Here is a 16,178-nt window from a genome sequence, read left to right as displayed (position 1 = left end):
GCGATGATCCGTTACCTTCTCGCGCTGTTCGCGTTCATCCTGCCGTTGCCCGCGCTGGCGCAGGGCGCCGTCACCTCCGCCGATCCGCGCGCCAGCCAAGCGGGCCAGGAAATCCTGCGCGCCGGCGGCAGCGCGGCCGACGCGGCCCTGGCGATGATGCTGGCGTTGACCGTGGTCGAGCCGCAATCGTCCGGCATCGGCGGCGGCGGCTTCATCCTCCACCACGACGCGAAGGCGCGCAAGCTCCAGACGATCGACGGCCGCGAGACCGCGCCGGCGGCCGCCACGCCGCAGCGTTTCCTCGGGCCCGACGGCAAGCCCATGCCCTATCGCCAGGCGGTGCTGAGCGGCCGGTCGGTCGGCGTGCCGGGCAACGTCCGCCTGATGGCGATGGCGCACCGCAAATGGGGCAAGCTCGCCTGGCCCCGCCTATTCGAGCCGGCGATCCGATTAGCGGACGGCGGCTTCCAGGTCACCGCGCCGCTCGCCGCGCGGTCGGCGCAGCTCGCGCCCGCCTGGGGCGACTTCCCCGCCATCCGCGCGATCTACGCGCCCGACGGCAAGCCCGTCGCGGAAGGATCGACGCTGCGCAATCCCGCGCTCGCGGCGCTCCTGCGCCGGATCGCGGCGGAGGGGCCGGACGCCTTCTACAACGGTCCCAACGCCCAGGCGCTCGTCGCCGCGGTGAACGCGAGCAGGGGCGCGCCCGGCGACATGACGGCCGCCGACTTCGCCGCCTACCGCGCCAAGGAGCGCCCGCCGGTGTGCGGCCGCTACCGCATGTGGCGCATCTGCGGCATGGGCCCGCCCTCTAGCGGAGCGACCACCGTGCTCGGCATCCTCGGCATGCTGGAGCGGTTCGACCTCAAGGCGCTGGGGCCCAACAACGCCCAGTCATGGCACCTGATCGCCGAAGCGATGCAGCTCGCCTATGCCGACCGCGAGAAGTATCTGGGCGACGCGGATTTCGTGGCCGTGCCCGTGCGCGGGCTCGTCGACCGCGGCTACCTCCAGCGCCGCTCGCGCCTGATCTCGCCGCTGCGCGCGCTCGGCGCCTACCCCGCCGGCAATCCGCCGGGCGCGCCCGCGCGCAGGCCCGCGGTGCAGACGGAGCCCGCCGGCACCACCCACTTCATCGCGGTCGACGCCGCCGGCAACGTCGCCACCGTCACCTCGACCGTCGAGAGCGCGTTCGGCAGCAACGTCGTCGCGAACGGCCTGGTCCTCAACAACGAGCTCACCGACTTTACACACGCGCCCGAGGTGGGCGGCCTGCCCGTCGCCAACCGCGTCCAAGGCGGCAAGCGCCCGCTATCGTCCATGTCGCCCACCATCGTCTACGACGCGTCCGGCAAGCCCGTCTTCACCGTCGGCGCCGCGGGCGGCAAGACGATCATCATGCAGGTCGCCAAAGCGCTGATCGCGCATCTCGACTGGGGCATGCCGGCGCAACAAGCGATCGGCGAGGGCCTGATCTATTTCAGCCGCGACGGCCTGATCCTCGAACAGGGCACCGCGCGCGAGGCGCTGAAGCCCGAGCTGGAGCGGCTCGGCCACCGCGTACGCGTCGACTCGCTGGGGCTGAAGGCGAACGCGGCGGAGCTGACGGCGGCGGGCTGGCGGGGCGCCGCCGATCCGCGCAGCGTCGGGACCGCGCTGATTCCATGAGCGACGCCCGGGTACACGGGCGCGCAGGAGAGGGCTGATGGACAAACTGGAGCATTTCCCCAACCTCGTCGCGATGTTCTTCGCGCGGGCGGCCGCCCGGGGCGACAAGCCGTTTCTGTGGCGCAAGACCGGCGGCAAATGGACGTCGACCAGCTGGGCCGAGGCCGCGCGCCAGGTCGCCAGCCTAGCGGCGGGCCTGCGCGCGATCGGCGTGGAGCGCGGCGACCGCGTCATGCTGGTGTCGGAGAACCGGCCGGAATGGCTGATCGCCGACATCGCCATCATGGCCGCGGGCGCGGTGACGGTGCCCGCCTACACCACCAACACCGAACGCGACCACGCGCACATCATCGAGAATTCGGGCGCCAAGGCGGTGATCGTCTCGACCGCCAAGCTCGCCAAGACGCTGATGCCCGCCGTCGTGCGCGCGTCCACCGCGCAGGTCGTCATCGGCATCGACGAGATGCGCATCGGTCAGACGGGCGTCGCCTTCCACGCGTGGCGCGACCTCATCGCGGGCCACCCCGCCGACCCGGCGGAGGCCGCGCGCGCCGCCGACTTCGAACGTTCCGATCTGGCGTGCATCATCTACACCAGCGGCACGGGCGGCTCCCCGCGCGGCGTGCAACAGCATCACGGCGCGATCCTGCACAACGTGGCCGGCTGCACCGCCGTGATCGCGGAAGACTTCGGCATCGCCGATCCGGAGGTCTTCCTCTCCTTCCTGCCACTCTCGCACGCCTATGAGCACACCGGCGGCCAGTTCTTCCCGATCGGCGTCGGCGGCGAGATCTACTACGCCGAGGGGCTGGAGAAGCTCGCCAGCAACATGGAGGAGGTCCGCCCCACCTTGATGTTCGTGGTGCCGCGCCTGTTCGAGGTGCTGCACCAGCGCATCGGCAAGGCGATCGAGAAAGGGGGCCGCTTGTCGCAATGGATGCTCGACAAGGCGCTCGAGGTCGGCCGCAAGGACTATGAGGGCACGCTCGGGATCGGTGACCGCGCGACCAAGCTCCTCGTCGACACGCTGTTCAAGCCCAAGGTGGCCAAGAAGTTCGGCGGGCGGATCAAGGCGATGGTGTCGGGCGGCGCGCCCTTGAACCCGGACGTGGGCGTATTCTTCCACTCGCTGGGCGTGACCCTGCTTCAGGGCTATGGCCAGACGGAGGCTGCGCCCGTCATCTCGTGCAACCGGCCGCGCGCGGGCGTGCGCATGGACACGGTCGGCCCGCCGCTGGACGACACCGAGGTGCGGATCGCCGAGGACGGCGAGATCCTGGTTCGCGGCGAGCTGGTGATGCACGGCTACTGGCGGAACGACGCCGAGACCGCGCGCGTGCTCAAGGACGGGTGGCTCCACACCGGCGACATCGGCCTGATCGACGACCACGGCCGCATCAAGATCACCGACCGCAAAAAGGACCTTATCGTCAACGACAAGGGCGACAACGTCGCACCACAGAAGGTTGAGGGGATGTTGACCCTCCAACCCGAAATCGCCCAAGCCATGATCTACGGCGACCGCCGGCCTTACATGGTCGCGGTGGTCGTGCCCGACGCCGAGTGGACGCAGGGCTTCTGCGCGCGCGAGGGTGCGTCGTGCAATTTCGCCGCCTTGGCCGAGAACCCGACTTACCGCGCTGCACTCTCGGCCGCGGTGGAGCGCGTCAACAAGGACCTGTCCGTCATCGAACGCGTCCGCCGCTTCGTGATCGCCGACGAGCCTTTCACGATCGAGAACGAGCAGATGACCCCATCGATGAAGATCAGACGCCACGTGCTCAAAGGCGTGTACGGGGGAAGGCTGGACGGGCTGTACCGGGGGTAAAGGGCGCGTCCTCGATCCGATCTCTCTTCTACCTTCCCCGGCGAAGGCCGGGGCCCAGTCACGGTGCGCTCCCAAGCAAGGGCACCTAGCGTCCGTAGCGGAGCCCAATGCGACGGGTACTCCCGCCAAAGTGAGGGCACCGTGCCTGGGCCCCGGCCTGTGCCGGGGAAGTAGAAAGTGAGATTTGGGGGAGAGAGGTGCCGAGCCCCCTACCTCGCCCCCTTCGGCAGCACCGCCATGGTCCAGTCCCGCTCCGGCTGCAAATACTTCGCCGCGGTCTGCTGGAGCAGCTCGGGCGTCACCGTGACATAATCCTCCGCCACGCGCTTGGTCGCCTCCACGCGGCGCTGGTCGTAGGCGGCGCCGGCGAGCTGCTGCATCCAGAACTGGTTCCCGCTCGACGCGCGCAGGATGTACTGGCCCATGGGCCTGAGAATGCGGTCGAGCTCGTCCTTGGCGATCGGGCGCGCGGCCAGATCGGCGGCGATCTCTCGCGCCATGCGGAAGAAGAGCGGCACGCGGTCGGGCGTCACCTGGCCCACCGCGATCAGGCGGCCGCCGCTGGGCAGGCCGACGGGCCATTGGCTCTGCACCTGGGGCGAGTAGCTCGCGCCCTCCGCCTGGCGCAGCCGCTCGAACAGCCGGTCGCTGAACACCTGGGCCAGCACGTCGAGGCGGCGGCTCTCCGCGATGCCCTCGATCCCGCCGCCCGTCGGCCAGGCGATCACCGCCGCGGCTTGGTTGTCGGGGCCGGTGTGCGTGCGGACCACGGGGCTGGCGACGTGCGCGGGGAAACGCACGGGCTTGGCCGGCACGGGCGTCGTCGAGCGGGGCTTCAGCGCGCCGAAGCTCTTCGCCACCGCGTCGATCGCGGCGTCGGGCGCCACGTCGCCGAATACCGAGACCTCGATCGGCCCCTGTTGCAGCAGCGGCTCCCATAGACGGCGGAAGTCGGCGGCGTTGAGCCGCTCGATCTGCTCCGGCGTCGGCGCGGTCCAGCGCGGGTCGCCGTCGCGCAGCAGTCCGTCGAGCTCGCGGCCGATCACGCCGTCGGGCGACGCGTCGTAACCTCGGCTGGCGGCCTGCGCGACCGCGCGGGCGCGCTGGACGGGCGCGGCGTCCCAGCCCGGCGCGGCGAGCTTGGCCGCGAACAGCCGAAGCTGGTCGGCCAGGTCGGCCGAGTTGGTCATCGCGTTGAACGAGAACGCGTCGTCGCCCACGTCGAAGTCGAACCCGACGCGGCGGCCCGCGACGAGGCTCTCCAGGTCGTTCTGGTCGAGCTTGCCGATGCCGCTCGCCACCAGCGCGAGCTCGCCCGCCCAGGCCGGCGTCTGCCGATCGACGGGAAGCGCGTTGCGCCCGCCGCCGAAGCGCACGCGCACGTACACGCGGCCCGTCTCGCCCGAGTTGGTGAAGAGCAGCAGCCGCGTGCCGTTGCTGAACGTTACGCGCTCCAGCTCCAGCCCTTCCTCCCGGACGCGCGAGGTCACGCGGCCGGGCGCGCCCAGCGCGGGCAGGTCGGCGAAGCTGACGTTGCGCGCCTGCGCGCGCCGGCCCGCCAGGCCCGTCACATCGGCCTTGAGCGCCTGTTCAAGCTTGGCCTGCGCGGTCGGGTCGGGCTGGCGCGTGTTGACGACCGCGCGGGTGACGCCGTCGAAGATCTTCTTGGTCGACTGAAGGATCGCGGCCGGCGTGAACATGTTCTTCGCCCGCGCGCCCTTGAAGATGCCGTAGGACGTCTCAGGGCCGGCCACGACCTCGCGGATCTCCAACGCCTCCGCGATGTCGTCCGCCTGGCGCGCGCCCGCCTCGACGCGCGCGGTCTCGACCTGCGTCCGGAGCGCCGTATCGTAGTCGGCGAGCTCGCGGTCGATCTCTCCTTGCGTCGGCGGCGTGGTCTTCGCGTCGGCAATCACCGCGCGCACGTCCTTGAGCGCTGTCGCCCAGTCGTCGCCCACGGGCACGATGTTGACCGACGTGGCGTTGCCCGACCGGTACACGTCGTCGACCGACACGCCCGCCTGGAGGAAGCTGCCGCCCGCCCGCGCGCGCTGCTCGAGCCGGCGGCTGATGACGCGCGCGGCGAGCGTATCGACCATGCGGCGCTGGTTGAACTCGATCGTGTCGTCCCGGTAGGTCCAGGGCCGGACCACCGCCATCGCGACCAGGGTCGGCAGGCCGGGCTCGGCGATCGTCTGGGTGGCGGGCTGCGACGGGTCGGGCTTGCCGAAATCGGGCTCGCGCGGGGCAGGGCCGGAGGCCTTCCACTCGCCAAAGTGCCGGGCGACGCCCGCCGCGAACACGCTCGGGTCCATGTCGCCCGAGATGATCACCACCGTACGGTCCGGCCGGTACCAGCGCCCGTGGAACGCGGCCATCGACTTGCCGGTCGCACCCTCCAGCGTCTTCACCGAACCGATCGGCGAGCGGTCGGCGAGCGGCTGCCCCGCGAAGAAGGTCTGCCGGATCGTGTCGCTGATCCGCACCTGCGGCCCGGGCTGCTCGCGCTGCTCGGCGAGCACCACCGGGCGCTCGGCATTGACGGAGGCGTCGGTGATGGTGGGCGCCGCGACCATGCCCGCCAGGATCTTGAGGCTCTCGTCCAGCCCCTGCGGCGTCGCGCCCGGCAGGTCGAGCTTGTAGAGCGTCTGCGTCGGCGTGGTCTGCGCGTTCGAGTCCGAGCCGAAGGTCGCGCCCAGCCGCTGCCACACGCGCTTGGCCTCGCCGTCGGGCACGTGGCGCGAGCCGCGGAACGTCAGGTGCTCCAGGAAATGCGCGTAGCCGCGCTCGGCATCCGTCTCATGGAGCGACCCCGCGTCGATGCGCACGCGCACCGCGACCTGCCCCGGCGGCACGCCGTTCTTGCGCACGGCGTAGCGTACGCCGTTGGGCAGCGTCCCGAAACTCCAGGCCGGGTCGGGCGGGATGTCCGATCCCTTGAACAGCCAGGGCGCCGGATCGACGCCCGGCGGCGTCTGCGCCTTGGGCGCGGCCGCGAGCGGCGCGACCTGCTGCGCAGGCCCCGCCTGCTGCCCGAAGGCGGGGAGACCTAACCCGAGGAGAAGGGGGAGGAACGAGACGCGGAGCGCGCGCGGGAAAAACGCCATACCGGCCCTGTTTAGGGATCGGGAACCTGAACCGCCAGTGACTTGGCCGTGATTCCGGGGGGCGCCCAAGCTTTCCTTTCCTTGATCCCCCGCCCCGCCCGCGCCACATGGCGCGCATGCTGATCGAGACCGAGACCACGCCCAATCCGGCGACGCTCAAGTTCCTGCCCGGCCGCACCGTCATGGACGCCGGCACGCGCGATTTCGCCACGCCCGAGGAGGCGGAGGCGAGCCCGCTCGCCGAGGCCATCTTCGGCTTAGGCGACGTGACGGGCGTGTTCTTCGGCCGCGACTTCGTGTCGGTCACCGCCGCACCCGGCGTCGATTGGGCGAGCCTCAAGCCGGACGTGCTCGCGATCCTGCTCGACCATTTCTCGGCCGAGATGCCGCTGTTCCACGGCCCCAGCGCCGCCGGCTTCAGCGTGCCGCCCGCGGAGGAGGACTTCGCCGACGATCCCGCCGACGCCGACATCGTGGCCCAGATCCGCGAGCTGATCGACACGCGCGTGCGGCCCGCGGTGGCGAACGACGGCGGCGACATCGTCTATCGCGGCTTCGACAAGGGCAAGGTGTTCCTCCGCATGCAGGGCGCCTGCTCGGGCTGCCCGTCGTCCACCGCGACGCTCAAGAACGGCATCGAGCAGCTGCTCCGCTACTACGTCCCCGAGGTGACCGAGGTCCGCGCGGTATGACGCGCGAGCCCCACTCCCGCGAACCGCTCCATGCTGCCGCGCTGAACCAGCTCTTCGTCGAAGCCCGCACCTACAACGGCTTCCTCGACCGCCCCGTCACCGAGGATCAGGTCCGCGCGCTCTACGACCTGGTGAAGATGGGCCCGACCTCGGCCAACCAGTCGCCCGCCCGCTTCGTCTGGTGCATGACGCAGGACGCGAAGGAACGCCTCGCCGCCTGCGCCAGCGGCACCAACGGCGAGAAGATCCGGAAAGCCCCGGTCAGCGTCGTGATCGGCATGGACCTGGAGTTCCACGAGCACCTGCCCGAGCTCTTCCCCCACACCGACGCGCGCAGCTGGTTCACCGGCGACCAGGCCGCGCGCGAGGCGTCCGCGTTCCGCAACTCCTCGCTCCAGGGCGCCTATTTCATCCTCGCCGCCCGCGCGCTGGGGTTGGACACGGGACCGATGTCGGGGTTCGACCGCGAGGCCGTCGACCGTGCGTTCTTCGCCGACCAGCCGCGCGTGACGACGAACTTCATATCCACGCTGGGCTACGGCGATCCGTCGACCATCTTCGATCGCAGCCCCCGACCCGCGTTCGAGCGGTTTAACCGGATCGTCTGAGCAACCTCACTTCTCTACTGCCGTCATGCCGGACTTGATCCGGCATCCACGCGCGTCCGCTTGTTCGCAAGCGCCTTCGCGAACATAGGTGCCGCGCATGGACCCCGGATCAAGTCCGGAGTGACGAGAATGGTAGAATGGCCGCACCCCCTCCCCGCACCCTAGTCATCGACACCGCCACCGTAGCCTGCTCCGTCGCACTCCTCGCGGACGGACAGCCGGTCGCGCGCCTCTACGACGAGGTCGGCCGCGGCCATGCCGAGCGCCTCCTGCCCATGATCGCCGAGCTGCCGGGCGGCGGGCGGGCCGACGCCGTGCTCGTCGACTGCGGCCCGGGCAGCTTCACCGGCGTCCGCGTCGGCCTCGCCGCCGCCCGCGCGCTGGGCCTCGGCTGGGACGTACCTGTCCGCGGCTACTCCTCGCTCGCGCTCGTCGCGGCCCAGGCAATCGCGCCGCGGCCCGACATCCAACGGGTTGCGGCGGTGCTCGAAGGCGGACATGGTGAGGTCTTCGTGCGGACCTACGACCGGGACCTCCTGCCGATGGGCGACATGGCCAGCCTGAAACCCGACACCGCGATCGAACGGCTGAGCGACACGCCGCTCGCCGGATCGGGCGTCCACCGATTGCTGGCGCTCCGACCCGACCTCGACGCCGCCGACCTCCTGCCAGACGCGGGCGAGGCGTGGCGGCTGCCCCCTACGCTCGCCTCCCTGCCCCCTCGCCCGCTCTACGGCCGCGCGCCCGACGCGAAGGTCAAGGCGGCCTGATGGCGACGCGGGCACTCACCCTACGCACCGCCGGCGCGCGCGACATCGGCGCGGTGGACGCGCTCATGGCCGACGCGTTCGATCCGGCGTACGGCGAGGCCTGGACGCGCAACCAGTGTTTGGGCGTGCTCGCGCTGCCCGGCGTCTCGCTGCTGCTCGCCGAGATGGACGACGAGCCCGCCGGCTTCGCGATGACGCGCCGCATCGCCGACGAGTCCGAGCTGCTCCTCCTCGCCGTGTCGCGCGCGCATCGCGGCCGCGGCGTCGGTGGCGCGCTGCTACGCGCCGCGATCGCCGAAGCGCGCGGGGCGGGCTGCGGCAAGCTCCACCTGGAGGTCCGCTCCGGCAACCCCGCCGCCCGCCTCTACGCCGACCACGGCTTCGCCAAAGTGGGCGAGCGGCGCGGCTACTACCGCGGCGTCGGCGGCGACCTCCACGACGCGCATACCTACAGCCTAGCGCTGGACCGGACTTACTGACCCTCCTCCGTCACCCCGGACTTGTTCCGGGGTCCATCGTTGTCCACGCGGACCGCTGACGGGTATGGGATCAGACGGCCTTGCACGCCCCTGCGCCGTATCGCACGCCCCACGATGGACCCCGGAACAAGTCCGGGGTGACGAGAAGAAGAAGGTAACCCGCCCTTATTGCGAGTCGGTAGCGCTTTTCGCAACAAGGCCGAACGCCTATGTTGCCGGGACCAGTTTTCCGGACGTTACATCATGGCGCGCAAGATCGACCTCGAAACACTCTGCAACCAGAAAGGCTTGCGCATTACCGAACAGCGCCGCGTCATCGCGCGCGTCCTGTCGGAAGCGGAGGACCACCCGGACGTGGAGAAGGTCTACGCCCGCGCGTCCGCGATCGACCCGGGCATCTCCATCGCCACCGTGTACCGCACCGTGCGCCTGTTCGAGGAGGCAGGCATCCTCGACCGCCACGATTTCGGCGACGGCCGATCGCGCTATGAGCCGGCGGACGTGGCGCACCACGACCACCTGATCGACGTGGAGACGGGCCGCGTGATCGAGTTCGTCGATCCCGAACTCGAGCAGCTGCAGAAAGCGATCGCCGAGAAGCTCGGCTTTCGCCTCGTCGACCACCGTATGGAGCTCTACGGCGTCGCGCTAGACCGCAAGGGGTGAGAGCCCTCCGCATCGCCGCCCGCCTCCTCGGGCTCGTCGGCTGGCTCCTCTTCTGCGTCGCCGCGCATGGGACGTGGCGACTGCTGCGCCTCCCCTCCCCCTGGCCGCCCCGTTTTCTCGGCGGCGTCGCTTGGATCGTCGGCGTCCGCGCGCGCTGGACCGCCCCGCCCCCGCGCGGCCGCGTCCTCATCGTCGCCAATCATTGCAGCTGGCTCGATATTATGGTGATCGGCGGCGCGACGGGCGCGGCCTTCCTCGCCAAGGCCGAACTCGCGAGCGTCCCGCTCGTCGGCTGGCTCTGCCGCCTCAACCGCACGGTCTTCGTCGACCGCACCAGCCGCGCCGCCATCCCGCAACAGATCGCAGACACCCGCCGAGCGCTGGAGGCCGGCCCCGTCGCCATCTTCCCCGAAGGCACGACGAGCGACGGCGTCACGCTTTTGCCTTTCAAGCCCGCCCTCTTCCAGGCGCTCGACCCACCCCCGCCCGGCGTAATCGTGCAGCCGGTTTTCGTCGACTACGGCCCCGCCGCCCCGGAGATCGCCTGGACCGAGGCCACGGGCGAGCACGGGATCAGCAACGGCCTGCGTATCCTGGGCCGCTCGGGCGTAGTTCCCCTCACCGTGCACCTGCTCGAGCCTTTCGACCCAGGCACGGCCGGCGACCGTAAAGCCATATCCGCCGAAGCGCGCGGCCGAATCGTCGAAGCGATCCGCGCGAACGGCGCGCGCTTGGCAGCTGCCTAAGCGACGACCGGCTAGATGTCCGTCCGATCGTACGCGTCCGTGTCGCTCGTCGACGCAGGTGCCGGCGTCGGCGCGTAGACCGGCTCGGCGCTGCGGTACTGCGATAGCCAGTCGATCCGCTCGCGCGTAGCCCGCGTGTCGCAGGCGACGCGCGCCGACTCCATCTCCGCCGGGTCCGTCGAGGCGGACGCCGCCTCCACGCGGCAATCCGCGTCCTTCTTGCGGATCCAAGCGCGCTGTACGGGTAGCAGCTGCTGGCGCGTGCCGGAATCGAGCGCCTTCCACATCGCCCCGATCGTCTGCGCCGCCAGCTGGTTGTCGGTGCGCACCGAAGCGAGATTGGCCTGGCGCTGCTCGGCCAGCGCCGCATCCTGCTCGGCGGAGGCGGCCGCCTGCGCCTGCTGCTCCTCGCGCTTGGCGTTCTCGAGACGCGAGCGCATCAGCCCCGCGCCAACCACCTCGCTCGCGAAGGCGAACATCGCGTTATCGGTCGCCGTCTCGGCGAACACCTTCGACCCGTCGTCGGTGGGCTGAATCTCGAACTCGATGGGCGTGGTGAAGCGGTTCGCCTCCCGCCCGACGTCGTTCTCGTCCGCCAGGTCGGACACGTCGCCCATCCCCGCCGAGTCGCGCGCGCGGTCGGCGTCGGTGAGCATGTCGGCCGGGAACTTCACCGCCAGCGTCGCCGCGCAGAACCGCTTGGTGCTGTTCGGGTCCTTCTTGGACGTGCGCACGTCCGTCAGTTCGATCAGCAGCTCGCCGACGCTGGCGCGGATGTTCGCCAGCGACACCATCCGCTTGCCGTCGCCGTTCTTCAGCTCGTCGGCGAGCCGCTTCTCCAACTGCTCACGGACGATGCCGACCACCGGCTCCGCCGCGCTCTCCGCCGTGCAGGCGACCGGTTGCGCGCCGAACGCGCCGCATCCGCCCAGCGCGCCCGCGAACGCTACCATCATGACTTTTCTCATTTCACCCCCGTCGACCGGCTTGCGTGCTCCCCTTGCGCGGCTCCGGACGGTACCCGCGTCGATGAACAGCCTATCTCGCGCTTTCCGCCCGCCAACCGGATCGCTCCGAATCGGAGGTAATTTCCCGGCGCTTTCGGAGCGTCGCCGAAAGAGGTACAGGGCGCCCGCGATGACCGACCCGAAAACCTTTCACGTCAAGTCCTTCGGCTGCCAGATGAACGTCTATGACGGCGAGCGCATGGGCGAGCTGATGGCCGCCCGGGGCCTCGCGCCGACCGACGACGCGGGCGCGGCCGATCTGGTGATTCTCAACACCTGCCACATCCGCGAGCGGGCGACGGAGAAGGTCTATTCGGACATCGGCCGCCTCCGGAAAGGCGGCCGCAAGCCGATGATCGCGGTGGCCGGCTGCGTCGCGCAGGCGGAAGGCGAGGAGATCGTGCGCCGCGCCAAGGTGGACGTGGTCGTCGGCCCGCAGACCTACCACAACCTGCCCGAGCTGGTCGCGCAAGCCGCCAAGGGCGCGCCCGCGCTCGACACCGATATGCCGATCGCCAGCAAGTTCGGCGCGCTGCCGAACCGCCGCCGCGTCGGCCCGAGCGCCTTCCTGACGGTGCAGGAAGGCTGCGACAAGTTCTGCACCTACTGCGTCGTCCCCTACACCCGTGGCGCGGAGGTCTCGCGGCCTTGGAACCAGATCCTCGACGAAGCGCGCGCGCTGGTCGACGCGGGCGCCAAGGAGATCACGCTGCTCGGGCAGAACGTCAACGCCTGGGAAGACGACGGCCGTAGCCTCCACGACCTGATCCGCGCGCTCGACCGGCTGCCCGGCCTGGCGCGCATCCGCTACACGACGAGCCACCCCAACGACATGAGCCAAGGCCTGATCGACGCGCACCGCGACGTCGAGAAGCTCATGCCCTTCCTTCACCTGCCCGTGCAGGCGGGCAACGACCGCGTGCTCAAGGCGATGAACCGCTCGCACGGCCGCGACAGCTATCTCCGCCTGCTCGATCGCGTCCGCGCGGCGCGGCCCGACATCGCGCTGTCAGGCGACTTCATCGTCGGCTTCCCCGGCGAGACGGAGGCCGAGTTCGCCGACACGCTGAGCCTCGTCGACGAGGTACGCTACGCCCAAGCCTTCTCGTTCAAGTACAGCCCCCGCCCCGGCACGCCCGCCGCCGACATGGACGCGCAGGTCTCGCCCGAGGTGATGGACGAGCGCCTCCAGCGTTTACAGAGCGCGCTCAACCGCGACCAGCACGCGTTCAATGCCGAGAGCGTCGGCCGCACCTGCCAAGTCCTGATCGAGCGCCGCGGCAAGCTCCCCGGCCAGATGCTCGGCAAGTCGCCCTGGCTGCAGTCGGTGCACCTTCACACCGACGCGCAGGTCGGCGACCTGGTCGAGGTCGAGCTGGTCCGCGCGGACCCGAACTCGCTTGCGGGCGTCGAGCGCGTGAGGCTCGCCGCATGACCCCGCTCGTCCTGCTGCCCGGCCTCGCCTGCGACGAAGGATTGTGGGCGCCGCAGCTCACCGCCCTATCGGGTCCCGCCGACATGCGAGTGGCGGACACGCTTCAGGACGACAGCCTCCCCGCCATGGCCGCGCGCGTCCTCGCCGACGCGCCGGATCGCTTCGCGCTCGCCGGCCTGTCGATGGGCGGCTATCTCGCCTTCGAGATCATGCGCCAGGCGCCCGAGCGCGTGCAGAAGCTCGCGCTGCTCGACACCAGCGCCCGCCCCGACACGCCCGAACAGGCGGAGAAGCGCGCCGACACCGTCGCCGCCCTGGACCGGATCGGCATGGGCGGCGTGATGCAGGCCGGGCTCGATACCTTGCTCGCGGCCGGCGCGTCGTCCGAGCTCCGGCGCGCGGTGGTCGCGATGGGCGAGCGCGTGGGCGCGGACGCCTATCGCCGCCAGCAGCGCGCGATCGCCGCAAGGCCCGACTCTCGGCCGATGCTCTTCCAGATCGCCGTCCCCACTCTCGTGCTGGTCGGCGAGGAGGACGCGCTCACCCCGCCCGCCGTGGCGCGCGAGATGGCGGACGCGATCCCGCACGCGACGCTGGTGCAAGTTCCCGGCAGCGGCCACCTGTCCACGCTGGAGCGCCCGGACGCCGTCACCGCCGCGATGCGCGACTGGCTCGCCCGCTAGCTTGCGCCTTTTCGCGCGGCTCGTACGTTCCCACTTGGGCCATCCAACCCAAGGAGCCGCATGAGTCGCAAACCCGTCCCCGCCCAGTCCGGCGACCGTTCCCGCGTCGAGCTGGTGTTCGAGCGCCCCCAGCACCTGGCCGCCTTGTTCGGGCAATACGACCAGAACCTCGTCGCGCTGGAGAACCGCTTAGGCGTCTACGTCACCGCCAGGGGCAACCGGGTACAGCTCGAAGGGTCGGCGGAGCAGGTGGCGCTCGCGCGCGACGTGCTCCAGGACCTCTATGCCCGCGTCGGCCGCGGCGAGGAGGTCGACACGGGGCTCGTCGACGCGTCGATTGCGATGGCGTCGGAGCCCGTGCTCGACGGCATCGTCCGCGCCGAGGCCGCCGACCGCGTGCCCGGCATCATGATCCGCACGCGCAAGAAGACGATCGTGCCCCGCACCCCCGCGCAGGCCGCATACATGCGCGCGCTGACCAACAACGACATGATCTTCGCGCTCGGCCCGGCCGGCACCGGCAAGACCTACGTCGCGGTCGCCCAAGCCGTCGCGCAGCTCATCACCGGCTCCGTTCAGCGCCTCATCCTCTCGCGCCCCGCGGTCGAGGCGGGCGAGCGGCTGGGCTTCCTGCCGGGCGACATGAAGGAGAAGGTCGACCCCTATCTCCGGCCCTTGTACGATGCACTTTACGACTGCCTTCCCGCCGAACAGGTCGAGCGCCGGATCAGCTCCGGCGAGATCGAGATCGCCCCCATCGCCTTCATGCGTGGCCGGACCTTGGCGGACGCCTTCGTTATTCTCGACGAGGCGCAGAACACCACGCCAGCTCAGATGAAGATGTTCCTCACCCGCTTCGGCCAGAACAGCCGCATGGTGATCTGCGGCGACCCCAACCAGGTCGACATACCCGGCGGCGTCGCCGCCTCCGGCCTCGCCGACGCGGTGCGCCGACTGGAAGGCGTGGAGGGCATCGCCATGAGCCGCTTCTCGGCCGCGGACGTGGTGCGCCACCCGATCGTCGGCCGCATCGTCGAAGCCTATGAGGGCCCGAACGCGTGATCGAGATCGCCCTCTCCCGCGAGGACCCCTGGCCGGACGGGGACTGGGACGCGCTCGCCGAACGCGCCGCCCGCGCCGCGATCGAGCGCACGCCCTACGGCGAACTCCTCGCCTCCCCTACGCTGATCGAGATCTCCGTCCGCCTCGCGTCGGACGCGGAGGTGCACGCGCTCAACCGCCAGTACCGGGGCAAGGACAAGCCGACCAATGTCCTCTCCTTTCCCATGATCCAGCCCGACCTCCTCCAGACGGTCACGCAGAACTCGGACGACGGCGAGGTCCTCTTGGGCGACATCGTCCTCGCCCACGGCGTCTGTGCGGGCGAAGCGGCGGAGCGCGGCATCGGCGTCGCCGACCACGCCACGCACCTGCTGGTGCACGGGGTCCTGCATCTGCTAGGATATGACCACATGACCGAGGAGGAGGGGCAAGCCATGGAGGCGATCGAGCGCGACGCGCTGGCGTCCCTGGGCCTGCCCGATCCCTATCTGGTGCGCGAGGACTGAACGAACCACCATGCCCGAGGGCCCTAGTAGCGCCGGCGAGCGCGACTCCGACAGTATCTGGACCGGCCTGAAAAAGGCCATTTTCGGCGGCGACCAGGAAGAGAGCTTACGCGAGCAGCTCGAGGAGGCGATCGACCGGCACGAGGACGATCCCGCCCCCGACGCCGCCGGCGACCTGTCCCCGCTCGAGCGGCAGATGGTCCGCAACCTCCTCCATTTCGGCGAGCGCGACGCGGGCGACGTGGGCGTGCCCCGCGCCGACATCATCGCCGTCGAGGAGGCGACCCCCTTCGACGAGCTGGTTCGCATCTTCGCCGAGGCCGGCCACTCGCGCCTCCCCGTCTATCGCGGCAAGCTCGACCACATCGTCGGCATGATCCACGTTAAGGACGTGTTCGCGATCCTCGCGACCGGCGCGGCCCCGCCCGCCGCCATCACCACCCTCATGCGCGAGCCCCTGTTCGTCCCCATGTCGCGCGGCGCGCTCGACCTGCTGGCCGACATGCGGGGCAAGCGCGTCCACCTCGCGGTCGTGCTCGACGAATATTCGGGCACCGAGGGCCTGGTCACGATCGAGGACCTGATCGAGGAGATCGTCGGCGAGATCGAGGACGAGCATGACGAGGCGCCCCAGGCGTTGATCGTGCCGCTCCCCGGCGGCGCCTGGGAAGCCGACGCCCGCGCCGAGCTGGAGGACGCGGCCGAGCTCATCGACCCGCGTCTGGGCGAGGCCGAGGAAGACGTCGACACGCTGGGCGGCCTAGCCGCCGTCCTCGCCGGCCGCGTGCCGGAAGCGGGCGAATGCGTCGACCATCCCTCGGGGTGGAAGCTTGAGGTGACGGAGGCCGACGAGCGGCGGATCAACCGCCTCAGGCTGCACCCGCCGATGCCCGTGCCGGAAGAGGAGGAAGCCTAAGCACG

General features: G+C 70.6%; 15 protein-coding genes. 13 read left to right on the top strand and 2 right to left on the bottom strand.

Annotated features, from left to right (window positions below; all coding sequences use genetic code 11):
- The first annotated feature begins 3 nt into the window (after positions 1-3).
- Positions 4-1,668, top strand: a complete 1,665-nt coding sequence (ggt, locus tag CKY28_RS09180) for a gamma-glutamyltransferase (RefSeq protein ID WP_095998038.1) — start codon at positions 4-6, stop codon at positions 1,666-1,668.
- Positions 1,669-1,705: 37 nt separating this feature from the next.
- Positions 1,706-3,496, top strand: coding sequence for an AMP-dependent synthetase/ligase (locus CKY28_RS09175; RefSeq protein WP_095998037.1), 1,791 nt, complete (start codon positions 1,706-1,708; stop codon positions 3,494-3,496).
- A 209-nt stretch (positions 3,497-3,705) separates the two neighbouring features.
- Here CKY28_RS09175 and CKY28_RS09170 read toward each other — a convergent pair whose 3' ends face one another.
- The gene (locus tag CKY28_RS09170; protein ID WP_095998036.1) at positions 3,706-6,603 is read right to left on the bottom strand and encodes a M16 family metallopeptidase; all 2,898 of its coding nucleotides are present in this window, start codon (positions 6,601-6,603) and stop codon (positions 3,706-3,708) included.
- Positions 6,604-6,719: 116 nt separating this feature from the next.
- Between CKY28_RS09170 and CKY28_RS09165 the strand changes: the two genes are divergently transcribed.
- From CKY28_RS09165 to CKY28_RS09140, 6 genes are all read left to right on the top strand, one after another.
- Positions 6,720-7,295 carry a NifU family protein gene (locus tag CKY28_RS09165; RefSeq protein ID WP_095998575.1) on the top strand — a complete coding sequence of 192 codons (576 nt, stop codon included), beginning with the start codon at positions 6,720-6,722 and terminating at the stop codon, positions 7,293-7,295.
- The gene (locus tag CKY28_RS09160) at positions 7,292-7,903 is read left to right on the top strand and encodes a malonic semialdehyde reductase (protein ID WP_095998035.1); all 612 of its coding nucleotides are present in this window, start codon (positions 7,292-7,294) and stop codon (positions 7,901-7,903) included. The genes CKY28_RS09165 and CKY28_RS09160 overlap by 4 nt, the downstream gene beginning before the upstream one ends.
- 137 nt (positions 7,904-8,040) lie before the next feature.
- The gene (gene tsaB, locus CKY28_RS09155) at positions 8,041-8,673 is read left to right on the top strand and encodes a tRNA (adenosine(37)-N6)-threonylcarbamoyltransferase complex dimerization subunit type 1 TsaB (RefSeq protein WP_095998034.1); all 633 of its coding nucleotides are present in this window, start codon (positions 8,041-8,043) and stop codon (positions 8,671-8,673) included.
- Positions 8,673-9,152, top strand: a complete 480-nt coding sequence (locus CKY28_RS09150) for a GNAT family N-acetyltransferase (protein ID WP_095998033.1) — start codon at positions 8,673-8,675, stop codon at positions 9,150-9,152. The genes tsaB and CKY28_RS09150 overlap by 1 nt, the downstream gene beginning before the upstream one ends.
- A 243-nt stretch (positions 9,153-9,395) precedes the next feature.
- Positions 9,396-9,818: a Fur family transcriptional regulator gene (locus tag CKY28_RS09145; RefSeq protein ID WP_095998032.1), complete on the top strand. Its 423-nt coding sequence runs from the start codon at positions 9,396-9,398 to the stop codon at positions 9,816-9,818.
- Positions 9,815-10,564, top strand: coding sequence for a lysophospholipid acyltransferase family protein (locus CKY28_RS09140; RefSeq protein WP_095998031.1), 750 nt, complete (start codon positions 9,815-9,817; stop codon positions 10,562-10,564). The genes CKY28_RS09145 and CKY28_RS09140 overlap by 4 nt, the downstream gene beginning before the upstream one ends.
- Before the next feature lie 11 nt (positions 10,565-10,575).
- Here the strand turns inward: CKY28_RS09140 and CKY28_RS09135 are convergent, their stop codons facing one another.
- Positions 10,576-11,520, bottom strand: coding sequence for a lysozyme inhibitor LprI family protein (locus tag CKY28_RS09135; protein WP_176473032.1), 945 nt, complete (start codon positions 11,518-11,520; stop codon positions 10,576-10,578).
- A gap of 181 nt (positions 11,521-11,701) precedes the next feature.
- Between CKY28_RS09135 and miaB the strand changes: the two genes are divergently transcribed.
- Genes miaB through CKY28_RS09110 form a run of 5 tightly spaced genes read left to right on the top strand, consistent with a single transcriptional unit; the run spans position 11,702 to position 16,173 of the window.
- On the top strand, positions 11,702-13,006 hold the full coding sequence (gene miaB / locus CKY28_RS09130) for a tRNA (N6-isopentenyl adenosine(37)-C2)-methylthiotransferase MiaB (protein ID WP_095998029.1): 1,305 nt from the start codon (positions 11,702-11,704) through the stop codon (positions 13,004-13,006).
- Positions 13,003-13,689 carry an alpha/beta fold hydrolase gene (locus tag CKY28_RS09125; protein WP_095998028.1) on the top strand — a complete coding sequence of 229 codons (687 nt, stop codon included), beginning with the start codon at positions 13,003-13,005 and terminating at the stop codon, positions 13,687-13,689. Before miaB ends, CKY28_RS09125 begins: the two co-directional genes overlap by 4 nt.
- A gap of 60 nt (positions 13,690-13,749) precedes the next feature.
- The gene (locus CKY28_RS09120) at positions 13,750-14,751 is read left to right on the top strand and encodes a PhoH family protein (protein WP_095998027.1); all 1,002 of its coding nucleotides are present in this window, start codon (positions 13,750-13,752) and stop codon (positions 14,749-14,751) included.
- On the top strand, positions 14,748-15,257 hold the full coding sequence (ybeY, locus tag CKY28_RS09115) for an rRNA maturation RNase YbeY (protein ID WP_095998026.1): 510 nt from the start codon (positions 14,748-14,750) through the stop codon (positions 15,255-15,257). Before CKY28_RS09120 ends, ybeY begins: the two co-directional genes overlap by 4 nt.
- Positions 15,258-15,267: 10 nt before the next feature.
- Positions 15,268-16,173, top strand: a complete 906-nt coding sequence (locus CKY28_RS09110; RefSeq protein ID WP_095998025.1) for a hemolysin family protein — start codon at positions 15,268-15,270, stop codon at positions 16,171-16,173.
- Positions 16,174-16,178 lie beyond the last annotated feature (5 nt).

Source organism: Sphingomonas lenta (assembly GCF_002288825.1).
Classification (GTDB): domain Bacteria; phylum Pseudomonadota; class Alphaproteobacteria; order Sphingomonadales; family Sphingomonadaceae; genus Sphingomonas; species Sphingomonas lenta.
Note: the sequence above shows the minus strand (reverse complement) of the source record. Positions and strands in the feature narration are given on the sequence as shown.